This window comes from Ruegeria sp. C12, assembly GCF_056537745.1.
On record NZ_JBQFSA010000001.1, the window covers coordinates 432,086 to 455,656 of the forward strand.

General features: G+C 60.8%; 19 protein-coding genes. 15 read left to right on the plus strand and 4 right to left on the minus strand.

The window, feature by feature from the left end; translation table 11 throughout:
• Positions 1-8 precede the first annotated feature (8 nt).
• The 4 genes from ACR0C9_RS01980 (at position 9) to ACR0C9_RS01995 (ending at position 6,452) form a co-directional block, all read left to right on the plus strand.
• Positions 9-383: a GFA family protein gene (locus ACR0C9_RS01980; protein WP_170452277.1), complete on the plus strand. Its 375-nt coding sequence runs from the start codon at positions 9-11 to the stop codon at positions 381-383.
• Between the two features lie 113 nt (positions 384-496).
• Entirely contained in the window at positions 497-2,290 is a 1,794-nt protein-coding gene (gene ggt / locus ACR0C9_RS01985; protein WP_170452275.1) for a gamma-glutamyltransferase, read from the plus strand.
• Between the two features lie 83 nt (positions 2,291-2,373).
• Positions 2,374-3,780, plus strand: coding sequence for an FAD-binding oxidoreductase (locus tag ACR0C9_RS01990; protein ID WP_480780273.1), 1,407 nt, complete (start codon positions 2,374-2,376; stop codon positions 3,778-3,780).
• Between the two features lie 164 nt (positions 3,781-3,944).
• Entirely contained in the window at positions 3,945-6,452 is a 2,508-nt protein-coding gene (locus ACR0C9_RS01995; protein ID WP_480780274.1) for a GcvT family protein, read from the plus strand.
• Between the two features lie 267 nt (positions 6,453-6,719).
• Here the strand turns inward: ACR0C9_RS01995 and ACR0C9_RS02000 are convergent, their stop codons facing one another.
• On the minus strand, positions 6,720-7,364 hold the full coding sequence (locus tag ACR0C9_RS02000) for a DUF938 domain-containing protein (protein WP_170452270.1): 645 nt from the start codon (positions 7,362-7,364) through the stop codon (positions 6,720-6,722).
• The gene (locus ACR0C9_RS02005; protein ID WP_480780528.1) at positions 7,361-8,434 is read right to left on the minus strand and encodes an NAD(P)/FAD-dependent oxidoreductase; all 1,074 of its coding nucleotides are present in this window, start codon (positions 8,432-8,434) and stop codon (positions 7,361-7,363) included. The genes ACR0C9_RS02000 and ACR0C9_RS02005 overlap by 4 nt, the downstream gene beginning before the upstream one ends.
• A gap of 185 nt (positions 8,435-8,619) precedes the next feature.
• Here ACR0C9_RS02005 and ACR0C9_RS02010 point away from each other — a divergent pair, with 185 nt between their 5' ends.
• Both ACR0C9_RS02010 and ACR0C9_RS02015 read left to right on the plus strand, forming a co-directional pair.
• Positions 8,620-9,018: a hypothetical protein gene (locus tag ACR0C9_RS02010; RefSeq protein ID WP_170453124.1), complete on the plus strand. Its 399-nt coding sequence runs from the start codon at positions 8,620-8,622 to the stop codon at positions 9,016-9,018.
• Positions 9,019-9,021: 3 nt separating this feature from the next.
• Entirely contained in the window at positions 9,022-10,254 is a 1,233-nt protein-coding gene (locus ACR0C9_RS02015; protein WP_170633721.1) for an HlyD family secretion protein, read from the plus strand.
• 138 nt (positions 10,255-10,392) lie between these two features.
• On the opposite strand, the gene ACR0C9_RS02020 is transcribed toward ACR0C9_RS02015, so the two are convergent.
• A complete protein-coding gene (locus ACR0C9_RS02020; protein ID WP_170523138.1) occupies positions 10,393-11,562 on the minus strand; it encodes an acyl-CoA dehydrogenase family protein in 1,170 nt (389 codons plus the stop codon).
• A gap of 24 nt (positions 11,563-11,586) precedes the next feature.
• Positions 11,587-12,231 (minus strand): TetR/AcrR family transcriptional regulator, encoded by a 645-nt coding sequence (locus ACR0C9_RS02025; RefSeq protein WP_170452262.1) that lies wholly within the window; start codon positions 12,229-12,231, stop codon positions 11,587-11,589.
• A gap of 62 nt (positions 12,232-12,293) precedes the next feature.
• Here ACR0C9_RS02025 and ACR0C9_RS02030 point away from each other — a divergent pair, with 62 nt between their 5' ends.
• The 9 genes from ACR0C9_RS02030 to ACR0C9_RS02070 all read left to right on the plus strand — a co-directional run bounded on the left by ACR0C9_RS02030 (position 12,294) and on the right by ACR0C9_RS02070 (position 23,555).
• Positions 12,294-13,913 carry an acyl-CoA carboxylase subunit beta gene (locus ACR0C9_RS02030; protein WP_480780275.1) on the plus strand — a complete coding sequence of 540 codons (1,620 nt, stop codon included), beginning with the start codon at positions 12,294-12,296 and terminating at the stop codon, positions 13,911-13,913.
• The gene (locus ACR0C9_RS02035; RefSeq protein ID WP_480780276.1) at positions 13,913-14,725 is read left to right on the plus strand and encodes an enoyl-CoA hydratase/isomerase family protein; all 813 of its coding nucleotides are present in this window, start codon (positions 13,913-13,915) and stop codon (positions 14,723-14,725) included. The genes ACR0C9_RS02030 and ACR0C9_RS02035 overlap by 1 nt, the downstream gene beginning before the upstream one ends.
• Positions 14,718-16,697: an acetyl/propionyl/methylcrotonyl-CoA carboxylase subunit alpha gene (locus tag ACR0C9_RS02040; RefSeq protein ID WP_480780277.1), complete on the plus strand. Its 1,980-nt coding sequence runs from the start codon at positions 14,718-14,720 to the stop codon at positions 16,695-16,697. The genes ACR0C9_RS02035 and ACR0C9_RS02040 overlap by 8 nt, the downstream gene beginning before the upstream one ends.
• On the plus strand, positions 16,694-17,821 hold the full coding sequence (locus ACR0C9_RS02045) for an NAD(P)H-dependent flavin oxidoreductase (protein WP_480780278.1): 1,128 nt from the start codon (positions 16,694-16,696) through the stop codon (positions 17,819-17,821). Before ACR0C9_RS02040 ends, ACR0C9_RS02045 begins: the two co-directional genes overlap by 4 nt.
• Positions 17,821-18,606 carry a TIGR03084 family metal-binding protein gene (locus ACR0C9_RS02050; protein ID WP_170452253.1) on the plus strand — a complete coding sequence of 262 codons (786 nt, stop codon included), beginning with the start codon at positions 17,821-17,823 and terminating at the stop codon, positions 18,604-18,606. Before ACR0C9_RS02045 ends, ACR0C9_RS02050 begins: the two co-directional genes overlap by 1 nt.
• Before the next feature lie 26 nt (positions 18,607-18,632).
• Positions 18,633-20,444, plus strand: coding sequence for an AMP-dependent synthetase/ligase (locus ACR0C9_RS02055; protein WP_480780279.1), 1,812 nt, complete (start codon positions 18,633-18,635; stop codon positions 20,442-20,444).
• 69 nt (positions 20,445-20,513) lie between these two features.
• Positions 20,514-21,371, plus strand: coding sequence for a beta-keto acid cleavage family enzyme (locus tag ACR0C9_RS02060; RefSeq protein WP_170452250.1), 858 nt, complete (start codon positions 20,514-20,516; stop codon positions 21,369-21,371).
• Between the two features lie 159 nt (positions 21,372-21,530).
• Positions 21,531-23,105, plus strand: coding sequence for a lysine--tRNA ligase (locus ACR0C9_RS02065; protein ID WP_170453123.1), 1,575 nt, complete (start codon positions 21,531-21,533; stop codon positions 23,103-23,105).
• A gap of 48 nt (positions 23,106-23,153) precedes the next feature.
• The gene (locus ACR0C9_RS02070) at positions 23,154-23,555 is read left to right on the plus strand and encodes a DUF4864 domain-containing protein (protein ID WP_170452248.1); all 402 of its coding nucleotides are present in this window, start codon (positions 23,154-23,156) and stop codon (positions 23,553-23,555) included.
• Positions 23,556-23,571 lie beyond the last annotated feature (16 nt).

Sequence of the window (23,571 nt, forward strand, 5' to 3'; positions counted from 1 at the left end):
GGACTGTGATGGAGGTTTATCGGGCCGGATGCCGCTGTGGCAGCGTGCGCGTAACGGCAAATGGGCCTCCGTCGCGGGTTGGGATGTGCCACTGCCTTGACTGTCGTAAGCATCACGGAGCGTTGTTTTATGCCGCTGCCATCTTTCCCAGGGACGCGGTTGAGATCAGCGGAGAGGTCCGCAGCTATGCGGGGCGGTCATTTTGTCCGATCTGCGGTTCGCCGGTATTTGCCCAAACCGGAGAAGAGGTCGAGGTTCATTTGGGCAGTTTTGACCAACCCGACCAATTGAAACCGACATATGAATGCTGGACAATCCGGCGGGAAGGCTGGCTGCCCGAATTTGAGGGCATGCAACGATACGATCGGGACCGCGCAGATTAGGTGATGAACGGTGTGGCGGAACTCTGCCGTCGTTCGGTTCTGTATCAACCGATGGTTGCGGTGTTGCGGTGGCCCGTACAGTGTTGAAAGCAATAGTTGAATTGGAGGATACGATGCGTTCCGGTTATATTTCAGGTCTCATACTGTCTGCGATCACGTTTGCTGCCCCGGCTATTGCGCAGGAAACCGCAGATGCGGTTGCGCCCGAAGGGGCAACGGAAGGTCAGGTTCAGGCCCTCACCGAAGAAGTGGTTGCCGCGCTTGAGGCGAAGGCCGCAGGCGTGCCGGTGCAATCCGACAACTGGATGGTCGCCGCCGCCAATCCGCTGGCCGTCGAAGCCGGGGCGCGGGTGCTGCGCGCAGGCGGCTCGGCTGCGGATGCGATGGTTGCTGTTCAGGTTGTTCTGGGGCTGGTCGAGCCGCAATCCTCGGGTCTTGGGGGCGGGGCATTTCTGGTTTGGTACGATGCCGCCACAGGAGAATTGAACACGCTGGACGGGCGCGAAACGGCCCCACTGGAGGCGACGCCGCGGCTGTTTCACGACGAAAACGGTGAACCGCTGAAATTCTTCGACGCTGTAGTTGGCGGGCTGTCGGTGGGTACTCCGGGAACGCCCGCGCTGTTGGAAGAGGCGCACCGCCGCTGGGGCCGGTCGCCATGGCCCGGCCTGTTCACAGATGGTATCCGGCTGGCCGAGGACGGCTTCCTTGTGTCGCCGCGCCTCGCCACGCTGGTCGAGAATGATGCCGAACGGCTTTCCCGCTTTCCGGCAACGGCCGAGTATTTCCTGCCCGGCGGAGAACCCTTGCAACAAGGGCAGCGATTGGTGAACCCCGACTATGCAGAGACGTTGCGGACACTGGCGGCCGATGGGGCCGCGGGGTTTTATGGCGGTGATATCGCTGCGGGCATCGTCAACACCGTTCGGACCGCTCCGGGCAATCCGGGCGTTCTGTCGGGCATTGACCTTGCGCTGTATCAGGTGATCGAGCGTGAGCCGGTCTGCGCGGCATACCGGTCGTTTGACGTATGCGGTATGGGGCCCCCTTCATCGGGCGCGCTGACGGTTGGTCAGATTCTGGGCAAGCTGGACAATTTCGACCTGTCCGCCATGGGGCCGGACAGCATGGAAGCCTGGCGTTTGATCGGAGACGCCTCGCGCCTCGCCTTTGCGGACCGGGGGCGGTACATGGCGGATAGTGATTATGTCCCCATGCCGACCAATGGGCTGGTGGATCCGGACTACCTGTCGGAACGCGCTGCCTTGCTGAACACCGAAAGCGCGCTGACCGAGGTCGCGCCCGGCAATCCCGAATTCGACCACGCGTTGAACTGGGCCGATGATGCCTCGCTGGAACTGCCTTCGACCTCGCATATTTCGATTGTGGACGGCTATGGCAATGTCCTGTCGATGACCACGACCATCGAAAACGGCTTTGGCTCGCGCCTCATGACCAACGGGTTTCTGTTGAACAACGAATTGACGGATTTCTCGTTCAAGACCCATTCGGACGGAGTACCCATTGCCAACCGGCTGGAGCCTGGCAAACGTCCCCGCTCGTCGATGAGCCCGACGATTGTGATGCTGGACGGCGCGCCGGTTCTGGCCATTGGATCGCCCGGTGGCAGCCGTATCATTGGCTACGTGGCCAAGTCGATCATCGCCTGGGCGGATTGGGGCATGGATGTGCAGCAGGCCGTCTCGCTGCCGCATCTGGTAAACCGGTTCGGCACCTATGACGTTGAACTGGGGACCACCGCCGAAGGTTATGTCGATGCCCTGACCGAGCTTGGGTTCGAGGTGAACCCCCGCGACCTGACCTCGGGCCTGCACGCCATCGAAATTCGCGACGGGCTGAGCGGTGGCGCGGACCCTCGGCGCGAAGGCATCGCGCTGGGCGAATAGGTCTTGGGACTTGTCCCGCGTTGCCGGGCCTTTTAGTCATGAACTGAAAGGCCCGGCACCCTGTCGGGCAGGGGAGAACCAAGATGGTGCAGGCAACCGCGCTGCCCCGCAATGACGCGGGTATTGAAACGGCGATTGGAATTCTGAAACAGCGCTTTGGCGACCGGCTTCAAACCAGCGCCGCGATCCGGGAACAGCATGGTCACACCACGACGTGGATCGCGAACCAAAGCCCCGATGCCGTCGTCTTTCCGCAGACGACCAGCGAGGTCGCCGACATCGTAAAAACCTGCGCGGCCCTCAAGGTTCCGGTGATTGCCTTCGGCACCGGCACCTCGCTTGAGGGGCACGTCAATGCGCCAGCCGGTGGGGTTTGCGTTGATCTGATGCAGATGAACAGGGTGCTGGCGGTAAATGCCAGCGATCTGGATTGTGTCGTGCAACCCGGCGTCACCCGAGAGGACCTGAACACCCATCTGCGCGATCAGGGCTTGTTCTTTCCCATCGATCCGGGGGCCAACGCTTCGCTGGGTGGAATGGCCGCAACGCGGGCCTCGGGCACCAATGCCGTGCGATACGGGACCATGCGCGACAACGTGCTGAGCCTTGAGGCCGTGATGCCAGACGGGCAGGTGATCCGAACCGGGAACCGCGCCAAGAAGTCTTCGGCCGGCTACGATCTGGCCCGGCTGCTGATCGGGGCCGAGGGGACGCTGGGCATTATTACGGAACTGACGCTGCGGTTGCACGGGATACCCGAGGCGATCAGCTCGGCCCGCTGTTCTTTCCCAACCGTCGATGCCGCGTGTCAGGCGGTGATGATGACAATCCAATACGGCATCCCGGTCGCGCGGATTGAACTGCTGGATGAGATGTCGGTTCGGGCCGCGAACGCCTATTCTGGCCTGACGTTGCCCGAAACTCCGCTGTTGCTGCTGGAATTCCACGGGTCCGAGAATGGCGCGGCGGAACAGGCCGCAACCTTTGGTGAGATCGCCGCTGAATTCGGGGGTGCCGATTTCGCTGCGACCTCGACCACCGAAGAACGCAACAAGCTTTGGCAGGCGCGTCATGATATGTATTGGGCCTGCCTGCAATTGCGCCCCGGCGCACAGGGCATATCGACGGATGTCTGCGTTCCGATCTCGCGCTTGGCCGAAGCGGTTGGTGCCGCGCAGGGCAAAGCCGCCGAACTGGACCTGATCGCGCCGATTGTAGGGCATGTGGGCGATGGGAATTTCCACACGTTACCCCTGATCGATATGGACAACAAAGATGAGGTTGCCAGGGCCGATCAGTTCGTTGGCTGGCTGAACGATCTGGCAATCTCGATGGATGGAACCTGCACGGGTGAGCACGGAATTGGTCAGGGAAAGCGCCCTTATCTGGTCAAGGAACTTGGCGCTGCGACCCGGTACATGGCCACGATCAAGGCTGCGTTGGATCCGGACAATATCATGAACCCGGGAAAGATCGTTCCGGACCAATAGCCCGCTGTATCGCGGGGCCATATTCGCTGTCTCACTGCGACTTTTTAGGACACTGATTCAGCCTGCGGGTCGTTTTTTTCTTATCACCGGTCGGATGAATGTCGCGCCGCGCCCTGGATTTGCGCCATATGGGTGCAACTGAATTCAAGGGGAGACGCCCGGTTATGAAAACCCAAGTCAAAGCACTGGTTGTTGGCGGCGGTGCCGTCGGCACCTCGATTGCCTATCATCTGGCCAAAGCGGGCTGGGACGATGTGATGCTGATCGAACGGGATGAGCTGACCTCGGGCTCGACCTGGCACGCGGCGGGCCTGCTGCCGCTGTTCAATATGTCCTACGCGACGACCCATATCCACAAATACTCGGTCGATTTCTATAAACAGCTTGAGGAAGAGACCGGCCTGAACGCAGGCTTTGCCGTGGTCGGCAACCTGCGCATGGCGCAGACGCAGGAGCGTATGGATGAATACATGCTCTATGCCTCGACTGCCGAGACCTGCGATGTCGCTTATGAATGGCTGACGCCCGAACAGATCAAGGACCGCTGGCCGCTGATCGAGACCTCGGATCTGAAAGGCGCGATTTATCACACCGAAGACGGCTATATTAACCCGGCCGACGTGACGCAGGCCATGGCCAAGGGCGCGCGCCAGCGCGGCGTGGACATCGTACGCAAGATGCAGGCCGATGCCTTCCACTGGAACGGCACCCATTGGGAAGTCACCTGCACCAAGATGATCGAAAAAGGTGGTAACCTTATCCCGTCCGATGAGCAGGTGGTGATCACCGCCGAGCATGTGGTGACCGCATCAGGCAACCACGCGCAGCGCACCGCCAAGATGCTGGGCATCAAGATGCCCGCGATCCCGGTCGAGCACACGTTCATCGTCATGGACAAGGACCCCGAACTGGTCAAATGGCGCGAAGCGGGCAACCCCGAGCATCCCGTTGTCCGCGACGCCGACAACGAATCCTACGCGCGTGAGGAACGCGGCGGCTGGATTCTGGGCATCTACGAACATGGCGCGCCCGCACAGTTCGAACATGGCGTGCCCGACAGCTTCCGCGCCGACCTGTTCCCGCTGGATCTGGACCGGATCGCCGATCAGTACATGGCCATGGCCGAGCGCGTCCCCTCCTGCGCCGAATCCGGTCTGAAAGACGATTTCAACGGCCCGATCTGCTACACCCCTGACGGCAACCCGCTGGTCGGTCCGGCTCCGGGCCTGCGCAATATGTGGCTGGCCGAAGGTTTCTCGTTTGGTATCACCGCTGCGGGTGGCACCGGCTATTACCTGGCGCAGATGATGGTCGATGGCGAAGCCGAGATCGACATGGCCTCGCTGGACCCCAAGCGGTACTCGTCCAACTGGATGACCACCGAATTCGCAGCCCGCAAGAACGAGGAATGCTACGAACACGTCTACATCCTGCACCACCCGGATGAAGAGCGTGAGGCTTGCCGTCCGCTGCGCACCGTCCCTGCGTATGACCGCCAAAAGGCACGCGGCGCGCAATTCGGCTGGGTCAATGGCTGGGAACGTCCCAACTACTTTGGCCCGCTGGACGCGGCGGACAATTTCGACAAGGAAAGCCGCTCGTTCCGCCGTGGCGGCTGGTGGCAATATGCCGTCGAAGAAGCCAAGGCGATCCGCGAAGGCGTCGGCCTGATCGATGCCTCGGCCTTCACCAAGCATGTCGTCAAAGGCCCCGGTGCGACCGCGTTCCTGGACTGGTTCACCTGCAACAAGCTGCCCAAGGTTGGTCGTATCAACCTGACCTACGCGCTGACCTCGCATGGCACCACCCGCACCGAATACACCATCGTCCGCAATGGCGAGAACAACTATTACATCGTCTCTGCCGGTGCCTGGACCGAGTATGACGCCGACTACCTGCGCAAGGCGGCCGAGGACAAGATGGAGGAGTTCGGCTATATCGAAATCCAGGACGTGACCACCCAGTGGGGCGTCTTTGCCATCGCCGGACCTAAGTCGCGTGACGTTCTGAAAGAGATCATCAAGGACGCCGACCCGGACACTGCGTTGTCCAACAAGCGCTTCCCGTGGCTGTCGGCGCGCCAGATCGAACTGGGCATGTGCCCGGTCAACGCGATCCGCGTGGCCTATACCGGTGAGTTGGGCTGGGAACTGCACCACCCGATCGAGATGCAGAACTACCTGTTCGACCTGCTGGAAAAAGCCGGTGAGAAACACGGCATGAAACTGGTCGGCGCCCGCGCCCAGAACTGGCTGCGGCAAGAGAAATCCTATCGCGCTTTCGGCACTGAACTGGGCCGCGACGCGACCCCGCTCGAGGCCGACCTGCCGCGTTTTGTCGATCTGTCCAAGGATTTCCACGGCAAGGCCAAGCTGGAAGAAACCGGCGTGCGCGTGAAATGCTGCACGCTGCTGATCGACGGGCCGGACGATGCCGATCCGTGGGGCCGCGAGGCGCTCTATACGCCGGAAGGTGAGCGCGTGGGACGTCTGACCTCGGGTGGCTACTCGGTGGCGTTCGAAAAATCCATCGGTTTGGGATACGTGAAACCCGAACTGGCGGTCGAAGGCACCAAGCTGCAGGTCAAAATGCAGGACAAACTGTGGGATGCGGTTGTCACTTGCGACAGCCCGTATGACCCGAAAAACGAGGTCATCCGCAAGGACGGCTAATGGGTCGCAATAAATGGGCCGCCTGCGGCGCCCCATGCCTCCGGCGGAGGTATTTTTGAACAAGAGAAGCGGGGGCTGGTCACAAGATTCAGCCCCCCTGCTTTTGGCGAGGGGGGCCTTCTCCTGTTACGGTCATCGGCGCCTCCGCCTGTACCGCAAAAACACTGTCGCCGATTAGAGTTAACGATCCGTTACTTCTTCTGTTCAAAAATACCTCCGCCGGAGGCAAGCCTGCGACAGCAGGCTTTTTGAACAAGGCCGGCTGACTTATGCCGTGGCAATGAAGGCCAGATTGTTTGCGGGCATTTCAACGGTTTCGACGCGCTTCATCCCCTTGGCAAACAGCATTGATCGAATGTCGGCATCGTTTTTGTAACCAATTTCGGGGTCCTGCAGGACAAGCGCCTCATGAAACCGTTTATCTCCGTCACTGGTCAACAGCCCGTCCCGTTTGAACGGGCCGTACAGAATAAAGCGCCCACCGGGTGAGAGCTTTTTTGCGGTTTCCGACACCAGAGTTTCCGCCTCTTCCCAACTGATCAGGTGCAGCAGATTAATCAGCACGATCAGGTCCTTCGGCGCGAATTGCTTGCTCCAACCCGCTTGCGTTGCGTTCAGTTCCAAAGCCGGTGCGATGTTGGGGAGATTGAGTGCATATGCATCAATGCTGGCGCGGCGTTCGGGATCAATCTCTGTCGGCTGCCAGAACAGGTTGGGCAAACGCTCGGCAAAGGCGCAAACATGCTGGCCCGTGCCGCTGGCGATTTCGAGGGCGGAGCCGTCGGAGGGGGCCCACGCTTCCAAAAGGTCACTCAGAACGCCTGCGTTCCGGGTGGCGGCGGGCGCGACCAGTTTGCCGTTTTCCGCCGGGGTGGCGACGCTGGCATTTGGCGGAGGGATGCGCTTGCTCATCTGTTCAATCGGTCCGGGGTTAGCATGTCGATGATGGTTTGATCAAATATCGGAGTGTTTCCGACAACAAGATCTGCCAGAAACTGAGAAGCGGCTGGCGCGCTTTGGAACCCGTACCCGCCCTGACCAACGCACCAGATAAACGACCGTTCCAGCGGGTCGGGGCCCAACACCAACGTCCCATCTGGCGCAAAGCTGCGCAACCCGGCCCAGTTTGTCTCAATCCGCGTGACAGGTTCGGTCACCAAAGCCTCATACCGCGCCAAGCCTTCGGCCAGTACCATGTCGTCCGCATAGGCGTCATGCGGTGTAACCGGTGTTGCGTCGGCCGGAGATACCAGCAACTTGCCCGCATCCGGTTTAGCATACCAGCTTTCGTCTGTGCCCAGCATCATCGGCCAGCCCGAGACGTCGTGCCCTCCTGGGGCCGGGATTCGCGCCATGGAACGGCGGCGCGGGGTGATGCCGATGGGCTGAACGTCGGCCAGTTGTGCAATCTCATCCGCCCATGCGCCTGCCGCGTTGATCAGGTGGCGGGCGTCGAATACGTCTCCGGCCTCGACCCGCCAATGCGCCGATTTGTGAATGGCCGTCACCTTGTGCTTTGTCAGCACGGCCCCGCCATTTCTGCGAATGGTGCGCGAGAAATCCTGCATCAGGCGGTCCGTGTCGATGTCAAACGCGGCTTCGCTGAGTGCGGCATAGCCAACACCTGCGGGATCAAGAATTGGTATTCGGGAAACTGCATCTTCGACCGACACCCTGCTCATACCGAGACTGGTCAGATCAGCATTGAAGGCTTCACGCTGATCTTTGGCTGCGACCAACATCAGTCCGCGGGGTGTCAGGTAGCCTTCGTTCTCTGTATGCAGAAACTGGGCGCTGGCTTTGTTCAGCTCTACCACCGATGGCGGGCCGTAATTCTGCTCGAACAGGGCGGCCGATCGACCGGATGCATGATACCCCACGGCATCTTCTGCCTCAATCACGGTTACGGACCCGTGCTGTGACAGCCGGGCGCCTGCGCTCAGCCCCGCAATGCCGCCGCCGATGATGAGGAAATCAATCATATCATGTGCTTTCATTTAGGCAGCTACCCCAAAGGGTTTCAGGTTTCATATCGGTGTCTGAGGTCCCTGTTCGTCTCGACAGTCGGTCCGTGGACTATAAGCAAGCTTGAATTTGTGCTTCAACCCGGTCAAAGAAGTAGCAAAACAAACAGGAGGGTAAGGTGACCGCAGCAGAGCTTCATCCAATGGCCACCGGGCATATTCCCAGATACGTCGTCGCAGCTGACGGGAGCGATTACCTTTTCTCCGCCATGGTCGTTTTCTTTGTGGTGCTTGTGGTGCTGATCGGTGTTGGCTACCTGACACTTCATTCGGTTCCCGAGAAAATGGCGCATGAAAACAACCATCCGCAGTTCCAGTTGGTGGGAATTCTGGCGCTGTTGGCCCTGTTCACGCATAACGGAATTTTCTGGATTGCGGCCATTCTGGTTGCCGGGTTCCAGTTCCCGGATTTTGCGACGCCGATGAAGAACATTGCCGACGCTATTCGATCTTTGGGTCGGTCACCTGTGCCAGAGACGCTGCCCGAAGCGCCGCCCCCAGCCGCGCCGAGTGCGGACAAAACCGAAGCGCAGGAGCACTAAGTCATGATCGAGACGATGATCTGCGCCCTGATTACGGTGCTGCCCGACTATCTGTTCCGCCGCTTTGTCCAAGGTAAGCGGATCGGGCATGAGATTACGTTGTTCACCATGTGGTATGAATTGCGCTGGGGGCTGACCACCTGCGCCATTCTGGCCCTGACGGTCATCACCACGCTGTTCTATTTCCACCCGGCCAGCACAACCGCTGCGTCCTATTTCAGGACAGTCACCATCCTGCCGCAACTGGGTGGGCGCGTGTCCGAGGTCTATGTCCGCAACAACGAATTGGTGCAGGCCGGCCAGCCGATTTTCCGGATCGAGGATTTCACTCAGCAGGCGCAGGTTCAGGCCGCGCATGCGCAGGTTGCTCAGGTGCAGGCCTCGCTGAAAGTGGCCGAAACCGATCTGGCCGAAGCCGACGCCGGGATCGCGGGTGCCCGCGCCGCGCTGGATCAATCGCTTGAGGATCTGGAACGCAATACCACGCTGCGGGACGAAGGGTCGAGCGCTGTTCGTCTGACCGAGATCGAGCGGTTGGAGAACCTGGTAGAGGAGCGCGAGGCGCAGGTCACGGCTGCGGAATCCCGGCGCGCGGCGGTTGTTCAGCAGATCGAAGAGCTGATCCCGGCCCAGCTAGCCAGCGCCAACGCCCAACTGGACGCCGCGCTGACCGAGTTGGACAAGACCGTGATCAACGCCGGAGTAACCGGTCGGGTCGAACAATTCGGGCTGCAAGTGGGGGATTACGTCAGCCCGCTTTTACGTCCTGCCGGCATTTTGGTGCCGTCGCATTCCGGGCATGACAGGTTTCAGGCTGCGTTCAACCAGCTTTCGGCACAAGTCATCAAACCCGGCATGATCGGAGAGCTGGGTTGCATGACCAAGCCCTTTACCGTGATCCCGATGGTCGTGGTCGAAGTGCAGGACGTGATCCCCTCGGGCCAGATCCGCCCGTCGGATGAGTTGCGGGACGTGCAGACCAACAACAACCCCGGTTCAATTCTGGTGTATATGGAGCCGCTGTATAAAGGCATGACCGACGACATCCCGCCGGGCAGTAACTGTCTGGCAAATGTCTACACCGACAACCACGAACGGCTAGAGCATGAAGACCTTGGGTTTTGGGAAGGGGCCTTCCTGCATGTCGTCGACACCATCGGCGTGGTTCATGCTGCGGGATTGCGTCTGCGGCTGATCCTGATGCCGGTGAACACTCTGGTCCTGACCGGCCATTGATCTGCCTTTGACCCCGGTCGTCAGGCCGGGGTCGTATGCGGACCGGCAAAATTCCAGCACGTGAAGCGGTTTGAATTGATCTGTCGGCAGGCCGATGTGCTTCAGATGGCAGATGCAACTTTGAGGATGAATGCCCCGTCAAATCCCCAGTTGTGACGCTGCGAGATTGCGCAGCACCTCATCCGTGCCGCCGCCGATGGTCATCACCTTCACTTCGCGGTAAATCCGTTCCGAGGCCGTCCCCCGCATATATCCCGCACCGCCCAGAATCTGCACCGCCTCATCGGCGCAAAATTTCAGCGCGTCCGTCGCTGTTACCTTGGCCATCGAGGTGCGGGCGACGTGGACGTTCAAGGGGTCAGCGCCCTGCATGTAGCGCCAGATGATGTCATAGGTCAGGGTTCGGGCCGCATCGATCCGGGCCGCCATGTCGATCAGCTTGTGCTGAATGGCCTGACGCGCTGTCAGCGGTTTGCCGAAGGCAGTGCGCTGTCTGGCCCAGGCCAGGGCCTCGTCGTAGCAGACCTGCGCCATCGTGTAGGCGTGCACCGCCAGGGCCAGTCTTTCATTGTTGAAGTTTAGCATGGCCGCCAGAAAGCCTTCGCCTTCCATACCCACCAGATTTTCAGCCGGAACGCGGCAGTTGTCGAAATGCAGATGCGCGGTGTCCGACGCCCACCAGCCCATCTTTTTCAGTTCTGTCCGGGTCAGCCCCGGCGTGTCGCCTTCGACAACCAGAAACGAGATGCCGGTCATGCTTTGATCGTCAGGATCTGTGCGCACAGCCACGGTCAGTTGATCGGCCTGCATGCCCGAGGTGATAAAGGTCTTTTCCCCGTTCACGATGTAATGGTCACCATCCCGGATCGCCGTGGTGCGCAGGGCGGCCACGTCCGATCCTCCGCCGGGCTCGGTTATGGCCAGCGCCGCGATGCGGTCGCCTGCGATCACCGGTTTCACGAACTTTTCGAGCAGTACCGCGTTGCCGCTTTGCGCGATCGGAGGCAGCGCAATCGAAAAAGACCCCAGCGAGGCTGCAACGCCCCCCGCACCACAGCGCGCTATCTCTTCGGTGCCAACCACTTGCATGAACAGATCACCGTTCGCGCCCCCCAGATCTTCGGGGAAGGCGACGCCCTGAAATCCAACCTCGGCAGCTTTCTTGTACAGCTCGCGCGGAAGGCGACCGGCGTCTTCCCATGTGTCGATATTGGGCATGATCTCGGCCTCGACAAAGGCGCGCAGGCTGCTGCGGAAGGCCTGATGCTCTGCGCTGAAATGACGGTCGGGCCGCGTATTGTCGTACATGATGCTCTTTCCCCCGAACTGTGATCAGGTGCTTTTTCTGGACTGAACGAATTGCCAGACGATTTTTGAGAACTGGTCGATTTTGGATTGCAGGGCCATCGGGTCCGGCGCAAAACGCGCCTGAATCAACAGCCCGCGCAAATAGGTGCGGCAAAGATCCCAGACCATCACCATCAATTCCGGATCATCGGGATAGGTGGCGCGCAGTTGCTGGTTTAAGTCCGCGTCCCACTGCGCCAGCATATCGTTAAGCGCAAATTCCAGATTGGGGTCGGTGCGCGCAGCAACCATCAGCTCGACAAAGGCGCGCCCGGCCGAGGTGTTCACAACCCTTGACCACAGCAATTGCGCGATCTGCCCATAGTCCCCGGCGCTGTCCTGACCATGCGCGCGTCCGAAATAGCTGATCGCACCGGCGCGGGCGTTGTCCAACATCAGTTCCGCAGCGGCCACGATCATGTCGTGACGGGTTGGAAAGTGATAGTTCACCGATCCGCGCGACAGGCCTGACCGGCTTTGGATCGCGCTGAAACTGGTCTCGGCATAGCCAAGTTGGTCAAGGCATTCGATCACGGAATCCAGCACCGCGCGCCGTGTCGCAACGGCGCGATCCTGCTGGCGACGGGGCGATGTGCCAGTTGCGTCAGACGAAGTCGTGTTGGTTTTCATGTTGACAGGCTGCTCTGGACTTGTGAAAAAAACAGGACGTCCTGTTTTATATGAGAGCCACCGTGCCATATCAATCATCAATTCAGACCAGCAGCGAAACTTTTCACGAAAATCAGGCGGCGATGCTGTCTCTGGTCGAAAAGCTGCGCGAGCTTGAGGCGCGGCCCGTGAAGCTGTCGGAACAGAAACGCGAGCGGTTCGAAAAGCGCGGGCAGATTTTACCGCGCGAGCGTCTGGCCCGGCTGCTTGACCCCGGCATGCCGTTTCTGGCGCTGCACACCATTGCTGGGTATCTGATCGACAGCTCGAAAGAAGAGAAATCGGTGCCGGGGTCTTCGCTGATCGCGGGGATCGGATTTGTGAACGGCGTGCGCTGCATCATCTGGGTGGATGACAGCGGCATCAAAGCTGGTGCGATGGGCGTCAAGGGGCTTGAGGCCGGGCTAAGCGTGCAGCGGTTGGCGCTGCGACACAAGCTGCCCTTTGTTCATCTGGTCGAAAGCGCGGGGGCCGACCTGACTAATTATAAGGTCGAGATGTGGGCGCGGGGCGGCACAGCCTTTGCCAATCTGGCCCGGATGAGCGCGGCAGGCATTCCCACAGTCGCGGTCCTGCACGGGGCGTCAACTGCGGGCGGGGCCTATATGCCCGGCTTGTCGGATTATGTGATCGGGGTGAAAAAGAACGGCATGGCGGCTCTGGCCGGGGCCGCCTTGGTCTATGCGGCCACCGGGGAAGAGGCGGACGAGAAAGAGCTTGGCTCGGCCGAGATGCACGCTTCGGTCAGCGGACTGGTCGAGTATCTGGCCGAGGATGATGTGCAGGCGATTGCCATGGCACGCGATGTGGTCGGCAAGCTTGACTGGAACAAGGGACAATCCATGCCGCCGCGCCGCGCGTTTGAACCTCCGGTCTATGACCCGGCGGAACTGGCTGGGATTGTGCCTGCCGACCCCAAGGTGCCCTATGACGTGCGCGAGGTGGTGGCGCGTCTGGTCGACGGGTCTGAGTTTGAGGATTTCAAACCGGATTTCGGCCCGGCCACCGTCTGTATGCGCGCCTCGATCCACGGGTTTGCCTGCGGCATCATTGGCAATAATGGTCCGATTGATACGCAAGGGGCGAACAAGGCCACGCAGTTCTTCCAGCTGTGCGATCAGGCGGACATCCCGGTCATCTTCCTGAACAATACGACCGGTTACATGGTCGGCACCGCCTATGAACAGGCGGGCATGATCAAGCACGGCTCGAAGATGATTCAGGCAGTCACCAACATGCGGGTGCCCAAGATCACGATGTATATCGGGTCCAGCTTCGGCGCCGGGAATTACGGCATGGCCGGATATGGCTTTGCGCCCGATTTTCTGTTCGCCTGGCCGAATTCGAAATCCGGTGTGATGGGGGGCGAGCAGGCTGCCAAGACCATGGGTGTCGTGCAGGCCATGACCGCCAAGCGCAAGGGCATAGACCTGCCGAAAGAGGCGTTGGAGCAGCAAGGCAAGATCATCCGCCATATCTTTGACGAACAATCCGATAGCTTCGTCACCTCGGGGCGTGTTCTGGACCATGGCATCATCGATCCGCGCGACAGCCGCAAGGTTTTAGCCATGTGTCTGGAAACGGTCGAGGAAGGCCGCAATCGCCGTCTCAAACCCAACGCATTTGGCGTGGGGCGGATGTGATGGACGGCGCTGCCTATAAGGCTCTGGACCTTGAACAGCGGGGCGGGTGGCTGACGGTCTGGTTCAACGAACCGGCCCGTCGAAACCCGCTGACGTTCGAGCGGATCGACGAGTTGCTGGCCCTCTGCGCCGAACTGCAGGAACGCCGTGACATTCGCGGCGTGGTCCTGCGCGGTCGGGGCGGGGTGTTCTGCGCCGGGGGGGACCTGCGAGCGTTTCAATCCGCTTTCCAAGGAGCGGATGCGCGCGATGAGGTCATCGCGGCGTCGGTCCGTGGGGCTCAGGTGTTCGATGCCATCGATCAGTTGCCGCAGTTCGTGGTCATCGTGGTCGAAGGGGCCGCCATGGCCGGAGGTTTTGGCATGGTCTGCTGCGGTGATCTGGTGATCGCCGAGGAAAACGCCAAGTTCGCCCTGACCGAGACCCGGATCGGCATCGTTGCCGCCCAGATCGCACCCATGGTGCAGCGGCGGCTGGGGCGGCGTCAGACACGCCGTTTGATGCTGTCTGCTGCCACTCTGACCAGCCAGCAAGCCGTTGAGGTTGGGTTGGTCGACCAGTTGGTCAGCGGCGCGGACGGGATCGATGCGGCCTTGACCGACATTCGGGCGCAGATCACCCATGTATCCCCCAATGCTCTGGCGGTGACCAAGGCGCTGTTGCGCGACATGGAAAGCCTGCCACGACAGGACCAGATTGCCCGCGCCGCCGATGACTTCGCCGGGTGCCTGTTGTCGCCCGAAGGGATCGAAGGCGTCACCAGCTTTATGCAGAAACGAAATCCGAAATGGGCCGAGGCCGAAGATGTTTGACACAATTCTGATTGCCAACCGGGGTGAGATCGCCTGCCGCGTCATCGACACCGCTCGGCGGCTGGGCCTGCGGACAGTCGCGGTTTACTCGGACGCGGACCGCGACGCGCGCCATGTGAAACTGGCGGACGATGCGGTTCATATCGGTGGTTCGGCCCCGGCGGACAGCTATCTGCGCGGCGATGCCATCATTGCCGCTGCCCAACAGGTGGGCGCACAGGCGATCCATCCGGGCTATGGCTTTCTGTCCGAGAATGAGGCGTTTGCCGCCGCCGTGGGCGCAGCGGGCCTGACCTTTATCGGCGCACCGGCCAGCGCAATCGCCGCGATGGGCAACAAGGCAGCCGCAAAACGGCTGATGATCGCCGCCGGGGTTCCCTGCGTGCCCGGTTATGAAGGCGAGGATCAGTCCGACGCCGCTTTGACCGAGGCCGCCGCCAAAATCGGCTTCCCGCTGATGATCAAGGCCGCTGCCGGTGGCGGCGGGCGCGGGATGCGCATCGTGCATGGTGCCGACGATTTGGCGGCGGGTCTGCAACTGGCCCGGTCCGAGGCGGAAAACGCCTTTGGGTCCGGCGAATTGATTCTGGAAAAAGCCGTCATCGCACCGCGCCATGTCGAGGTTCAGGTCTTTGCTGACGATCACGGCACAACCCTGCATCTGGGCGAACGCGATTGCTCGGTCCAGCGCCGTCACCAGAAGGTTCTGGAAGAAGCGCCATGCCCGGTGATGACGCCCGAACTGCGCAAGGAAATGACTGACGCTGCAATCGCCGCCGCCCGTGCGGTGGACTATCGCGGCGCGGGCACGGTCGAGTTCCTGCTGGATGCCTCGGGTGCGTTCTACTTCCTGGAAATGAACACGCGGTTGCAGGTCGAACACCCCGTGACCGAGGCCATCACCGGCCTCGATCTGGTCGAGTTGCAGATCATCGTGGCGCAAGGCCTGCCCCTGCCGTTGACGCAAGCGGATGTGCGGCTTGACGGGCACGCCATCGAGGCGCGTCTCTATGCCGAAGACCCCGGCGCGGATTTCGCGCCCGCGACTGGCCCGATTGCCCTGTGGCAAACACCCGACGGCGAAGGGATGCGCACCGATACCGGCATCGAAACGGGGGGTGAGGTCTCGCCTTTTTACGATTCGATGCTGGCCAAAGTGATCGGCATCGGTCCCAGCCGCGACGTGGCGCGTCGTCGTCTGGTCGCCGGGCTGAAGGAAACCGCGCTGTTGGGTCTGACCACCAATCGCGGCTTTCTGATCGACGCGTTGAACCAGCCCGGTTTCGCCGACGGGTCGGCCACCACGGCCTTTATCGCCGAGACCTATCCCGATGGCGTCGACCCGGTTCAGGCCCGGCCCGCCGATTTCGCGTTGACCGCCGTTCTGATCCATTGTCAGGACCGCGACCGCCTGTTTGCGCAATCCACCGTCGTCAGCGTCGAATTGCTTGACTGGCACAGCGTTGCGCCACTGCCGAACATGGTGACACTGATCCACGGCGAGACCGAGGCCAAGGTCTCGGTCTCGCCGGTTGGCAATCGTTTCGACGTCCGTTGTGGCGATGACAGCTTTGTCGCGACGGTTCAGAGCATGGACGACACCGGCGCAACCCTGACGCTGGACGGGCGGCGCGTTACCGTCAGCTTCACCCGCTGGGGCAACCGCCAATTCGGCCTGCGCCTCGACACAGTTGACCTCGCGTTCACGATTTTCGATCCACTGACCGCGTCAGGCGACGATGCGGGCGGCAGCCGGATCGTGGCTCCGATGCCGGGGGTTGTGGTCTCGATCAACGTCGCGCCGGGTGATGAGATCGAAAAGGGCCAGACGCTGGCCGTTCTCGAAGCGATGAAAATGCAGCACCAGATCACGGCCACGCGCGACGGACAGGTCCGCGAGGTTGTCACCCGGGCCGGTGCGCAACTGACCGCTGGCGCGCTGATGATCGCGTTGGAGGAAGACGCGCCGTGAATTCTGAGCTGTGCAAGAATATGGGGCTGGAGTTCCCGCTGTTTGCTTTCAGCCATTGCCGGGATGTGGTCGCTGCGGTGTCGCGGGCCGGTGGGATGGGTGTGTTTGGCGCGGTGATGTACACGCCCGAGCAGTTGCGGCAGGAACTGGAATGGATTGACGCCAACGTCGATGGCAAACCTTACGGCGTGGACCTGATCGTACCGAACAACCTTGCGGCCTCTGGTGCAGGGCTTGACCCCGACCAATTGTTGGCCGCGTTGCCCGCCGAGCAGAAACTACTGGCCGAACAAGTCCTGCAAAGCCATGGCATCGACACGTCCGGGATTGATGATGATCGGATCAGGTTCCTGGATTTCGCCCGCAACATGGATGCAGAAGGCGCGCAGGCGATGCTTGAGGTTGCGTTCTCGTTCCCGATCAAGCTGATCGCAAACGCTTTGGGTGAGCCGCCGAAGATCATGATCGACATGGCGCATGAGCGGGGCGTTCCGGTGGCCGCTCTGGTCGGGGCAAAGAAACACGCCGAACGGCAGATCGCCGCCGGGGTGGATATTCTTGTGGCTGCGGGCGGCGAAGCGGGTGGTCATTGCGGTGAGGTTTCAACCATGGTGCTGACGCCCGAGATCGTCTCGGTCGCGCAGGGCAGGCCGGTTCTGGCGGCGGGCGGTATTGCCACCGGTCGGCAGATGGCGGGGGCGATGGCAATGGGGGCTGCGGGAGCGTGGTGCGGTTCGGTTTGGCTGACAACTGCCGAAGGGGAACCGGCGCAGCCGATCAAGGACAAGATGCTGGCGGCCACGTCCTCGGACACTGTGCGCAGCAAGTCGCGTACCGGCAAGATGTCCCGACAGTTGAAATCGGCCTGGACAGATGCGTGGGAGGACAGCGAAGTTTCCCCCCTGCCGATGCCGTTCCAGACCATCGTCAGCGAGCCGGCATTGCATCTGACCGAAAAACTGGCCTCAGCCGGGCATGAGGGTGCGACCGAACTGGCGACCTATTGGGTCGGGCAGGCGGTTGGATTGATGAATGAAACAACCTCGGCCGGGCAGGTCGTTCAGGATTTCAAAGCCGATTTTCTGGACGCCGTCGACCGGCTCAATACTCTGTTGGAGACATAATGGAACAGGTCACTGCCTTTCTGGAGGAAAGCGAAGCATTGGCTGCCGTAATCGAGGCGCAGTGCAACGGACGTTGGGATGCGCCCACCCAGTTCAAGGGGTGGACGGTGAATGATGTGTTGGTGCATCTGCATTTCTGGAACCGGGCCGCCGATCTGTCGCTGACCTCGGCGGATGCGTTCAATGCGATGCTGGGTGAAAGCCTGCCCAAAATCCAGACGCTGGGGTTTCGGGCCATGGAAAACGCCGCCATCTCGGAACGGGGCGAGGCGCTGCTGACCCTCTGGCGGGATTACTTCCGCGATATGGCCACCCGTTGGCAGGGTGTGGATCCCAAAACGCGCCTGCCCTGGGTGGGACCGTCGATGTCGGCGCGGTCGTCCATCAGCGCGCGCCAGATGGAGACCTGGGCCCATGGGCACGAGGTCTTTGACCTTTTCGGCGCGGAACGCACCGAGAGCGACCGGATCAAGAACATCGTCATTCTGGGCGTCAACACATTCGGGTTTTCGTTCCAACTGCGCGGGAAAGAGGTTCCGCCTGCGATGCCTGCCGTCGAACTGACTGCGCCCTCGGGCGAGGTCTGGCAATTTGGCGACGCGTCGGTGGGGCAGATCAGCGGTTCGGCCCTTGGGTTTGCGCAGACGGTGACGCAGACGCGCAGCTATGTGGACACTGATCTGACCGTTTCGGGCGATCTGGCGAGGGAATGGATGGAAAACGCCCAGTGCTTTGCTGGACCGCCTGAGACCACGCCGCCGCCCGGATCGCGGTTCCGGCAATAAACGGTCCTGACCCCGGAAAGGACGAGATGCAGCCGATCGACGCCAATACCCTGAAGCCCGTACCGCTTCACCTGATCGACACCGTCAGGCGGCTTGGGGATGCGCCTGCTTATTGGCACGAGGTTGATGGGGATTGGCGATCGCAAAGCTGGTCGGGGTTCGGGGCCGAGGTTGAGCGGGCGGGTCGTGCATTGATCGCCTTGGGGCTTGACCCCGGACAGGTCGTTTGCATTCTCGGCCGCAATCGCCCGGAATGGGTGGTCATGGCCCATGCGGCAATGGCGGCCGGGTGCAATCCGACAGGGATCTATTTCACCTCATCAGCCGAAGAGATTGACTATATCATCCGCCATTCGGATTGCCCGCTGGTCTTGTGCGACACGGACGAAAACCTGTCGCGGGTGCAATCGGTGCGGGCAGATGTCCCGGGTCTGCGCCACGTCGTGTCCATGAACCGACAGGTGGCAGAGGCCGATGTGCTGTCCTGGCCTGATTTCCTTGGGCTTGGCGGGGCAGAGTTTCAGCCCGAATTGGACGCCCGCCGCAATGCGCTGACGCTGAAAGACACGGCACTTCTAGTCTATACATCGGGGACCACCGGGAAACCGAAGGCGGTTGTGCTGTCGCATCGCGCCGCGATCTGGATAACGCAGACGCTTGGTGAGTTCATGCAGGTCAAGGACGGCGCGCGTATGCTGTCATACCTGCCGCTGGCCCATATTGCAGAGTTCAACAACTCGATTTTGGGCCAAGCCGTGTTTGGAAGTCAGGTCTGGTATTGTCTGGACCCTTTGACCATGCGCGATGTGCTGCCCCTGTGCCGCCCAACGGTGTTTCTGGGCGTGCCGCGCGTCTGGCAGAAGATCGAAGAACGGATCACCACGGGTGTTGCTGCGGCAAAAGGGGCCAAAGGCGCGATGGCGCGCTGGGCACTGGGTGTTGGGCAGGAGGTGGCTCAAAAGCGGCTTGGGGGTCAAAAGCCCGGCTTTGGCCTTGCGCTGCAATACCGTCTGGCTGATCGGCTGTTGCTGAGAAGGGTGCGCCGCGCATTGGGGCTGGCGGATTGCGGTACGATCCTGTCCTCTGCGGCACCGATCTCGGTTCAGACACTGCAGTTCTTTTTCGGCCTCGGCATCGATGTCTATGAAGGTTACGGCCAGTCCGAGGCCTGCGGCCCCAGCACGATGAACTGCGCCAGCGCCAACCGATTGGGCAGTGTCGGCAAACCTCTGCCGGGCATCGAGGCGCGCGTTGCCGAGGACGGTGAGGTTTTGGTGCGTGGTCCGAACGTCTTTGATGGGTATCTGAAAGACCCTGAATCCAGCAGCGAAACCCTGACCGAAGATGGCTGGCTTCTTACAGGTGACTTGGGGCAGATCGACGAGGATGGGTTTGTCACCATCACCGGGCGCAAGAAAGAAATTCTGATCACCACCGGCGGCAAGAACATCTCGCCCGCCGCGATTGAAAATGACCTGACGGATATTCCGCTGGTCGAACACGCCATGTTGTTGGGAGATGGGCGCAAATTCGTGGCCGCGCTGCTGAGTATCTCGGAAGATGCGCTGGCCGCCTTTGCCAAGGCTGAAGGGTTGGACAATCCGACACCGTTGCATCCCCGCGTGCAAGAGGTTGTCGCTGCCGCCATTGCCCAGATCAACCCTCGTTATTCTCGCGTCAATCAGGTGCATGAATTCCGTATTCTGGACCGACCTCTGTCTCAGGACGCCGATGAACTGACCCCGACCCTTAAGATGAAGCGCCGGGTGATCGAGGAAAACCATGCCGCTTTAATCGACGCAATCTATGCAAATCCCCCCGAACAGGAGCCTTTATGAGCCCCCATTTGAACGACCCAACCACCCCCATCAAACCCGCTGCGTTTGGTGCCTGCCACGGCCTTAACCATGGATAAGGCGATCCTGACCTGTGCGCTGAACGGGGTGCTGACCAACCCGGCGCAGCATCCCGTTCCGGTTACCCCCGAAGACTGCGCAGCCTCGGCGCATGAGGCTTATGATGCAGGGGCGTCGATCATTCATGTCCATTACAGGGATCAGGGCCCCGGTCGCGGTCACTTGCCCAGCTGGGATCCAAAAGTTGCCCGCGACATTACTGATGCAATCCGCGATGCCTGTCCGGACGTGCTGATCAATTCGACCACCGGCTTGCCCGGTGCGGATATCAGCGCACCGGTCGGTGTGTTGCGTGAACTCAGGCCCGAGATTGCGGCCTGCAATGCCGGGACGCTGAACTACCTCAAGCTGCGGGCCTCGGGCGATTGGGCCTGGCCACCGATGGTCTTCGATAACCCGCCCGAAAAGGTGCAGGGCTTTTTGGACGTAATGGCAGAGACCGGAAGCATTCCCGAGTTTGAGTGCTTTGACGTGGGCATTGTCCGCTCGGTCGAGATGTATGTGCGTGCGGGAATGGCCAGGCAAGCACAGTATAACCTTGTGATGGGTGTCGCCTCGGGCATGCCGGTGGATGGTGATCTGCTGCGTCTGCTTCAGAAATACATGATCCCCGGATCAAAATGGCAGACAACGCTGATCGGGCGGGCGGACATTTGGCCAGTGCACCAGCTGAGCGCCGAGTTGGGTGGTATGTTGCGCACCGGGGTTGAGGACACGTTCTATCTGCCGTCAGGCGACAAAACCTCGGGCAACGGGCAGTTGATCGAAGCGCTGGCCACATGTGCTGGCAACGCCGGGCGCGCGGTCGCATCTCCGGCCGAGGCGCGCGCGATCTTGGGGATTGGCTGACCAGTCAGGCCGATTTCGTCTGCGCGCGACCAGCCTGCCACGCTTGCTGGGCCGAAAAAGCATGAGCCATTATTGACTCATGCTGCACTAGCACAATAGGAGGGGTCGGTCCGGTCGCATCGGGTGACCGGCACAGCCTTCCCGATGGAGCATATCGAAATGTCTGAACTGCGTGACACCGCAATGTCGTCCAAGGCCTGGCCTTTTGAAGAGGCGCGCCGGTTGCTCAAACGCTATCAGAAGAATGCGCCGGAAAAGGGCTATGTTCTGTTTGAAACGGGCTATGGCCCTTCTGGCTTGCCGCATATCGGCACGTTTGGCGAAGTTGCGCGGACCACGATGGTCAAGCGTGCGTTCGAGGCGCTGTCGGATATCCCCACCAAGCTGATCTGTTTCTCGGACGATCTGGACGGGATGCGCAAGGTTCCGACCAATGTACCGAACCCTGAGATACTTGAACAGCATTTGCAGCGCCCGCTGACCTCGGTCCCGGATCCGTTCGGTGAATACGACAGCTTTGGCGCGCACAACAACGCGATGCTGCGGCGGTTTCTTGATACCTTTGGGTTCGATTACGAGTTCTATTCGGCCAAGGAATTCTACGAGTCCGGGCAGTTTGACGAGATCCTCAAGCGCGCGGTCGAACGCTATGACGAGATCATGGCAATCATGCTGAAAAGCCTGCGGGAAGAACGCCAGCAGACCTATTCGATCTTCCTGCCGCTGCACCCGGAAAGCGGGCGGGTCATGTATGTGCCGATGAAAAAGGTCTGCGCCGAGACCTTCACGGTGACCTTTGACGATGAAACCGGCAAGGAATGGACCGTGCCCGTCACCGGCGGCCACGTGAAGCTGCAGTGGAAGCCGGATTTCGGCGCGCGCTGGGCGGCGCTGGGCGTCGATTTCGAGATGTACGGCAAAGAACACGCGACCAACGAAAAGATCTATGACGCGATCTGCCGTGCGTTGGGTGGCCGTGCGCCTGAGCATTTCAGCTATGAGCTGTTTCTGGATGAAAACGGTCAGAAGATCTCCAAGTCCTCCGGCAATGGCGTGTCGATTGACGAATGGCTGACCTATGCGCCGACCGAGTCGCTGGCCTATTTCATGTATCAAAAGCCCAAGACCGCCAAGCGGATGCATTTTGATGTGATCCCAAAAGCTTATGACGAGTATCATCAACAGTTGCGTGCCTATCCGGGTCAGGACCTGAAGGCGCAGTTGAACAACCCGGTTTGGCATATCCATGGCGGAGAGGTGCCCGAGTCGACCCTGATGGTGCCCTTTGCGATGTTGCTGAACCTGGCATCAGTGTCCGGGGCCGAGGACAAAGAGGCGTTGTGGGGCTTTATCCGCCGTTACGCGCCCGACGCGACTGCGGAAAGCCATCCCGATCTGGATCAGGCGGCGGGCTTTGCCGTGCGCTACTTCAACGACTTCGTCAAACCGACCCGCAAGCACCGCGCGCCAACCGATCAGGAACGCGAAGCGCTGGAGGCGCTGAAAGCTGCGCTTGAGGCCTATGACGGCCCGGTCGAGGACGAGGCGCTGCAATCAGTGGTCTATTCCATCGGACGCGAGCGGTTCGACCCGATGCGCGGTTGGTTCACGGCGCTTTATGAGGTGCTGCTGGGGGCCTCGCAGGGGCCGCGCTTTGGTGGTTTCATCGCGCTTTACGGCGTGGCCGAGACGATCGCACTGATCGACAAGGCCCTGGCCGGAGAGCTGGTCTGATTTGACCTGATCCCGCTTGGGGCTACCCTTCCGTCAGGAGGTGGCCCCATGCGTCGATTTTTGCTTGCTGTATCCCTGAGTGTCGCTCTGGCTTCGGGTGCCTATGGTCAGAGCGAAGAGATCGAGGCCAATATCGCGGCGCAGATCGAAGCGTTCGAAGCCGATGATTTCGCCACCGCCTTCACCTTTGCCAGCCCGAATATCCAGCGCCTGTTCCAGAATCCCGACAACTTTGGTGCCATGGTGCGCAACGGCTATCCGATGGTGTGGCGGCCGTCCGAGGTGCGGTTTCTGGAACTGCGCGAGATTGCGGGCGCGCTGTGGCAAAAGGTCATGATCGTGGATGGTGACGGCCGGGTTCACATTCTCGACTACCAGATGATCGAGCAGGAAAACGGTTGGAAAATCAACGGCGTGCAATTGCTGGGCAATTCCGACCCATCAGCCTGAGGCAACGCCACCGTCA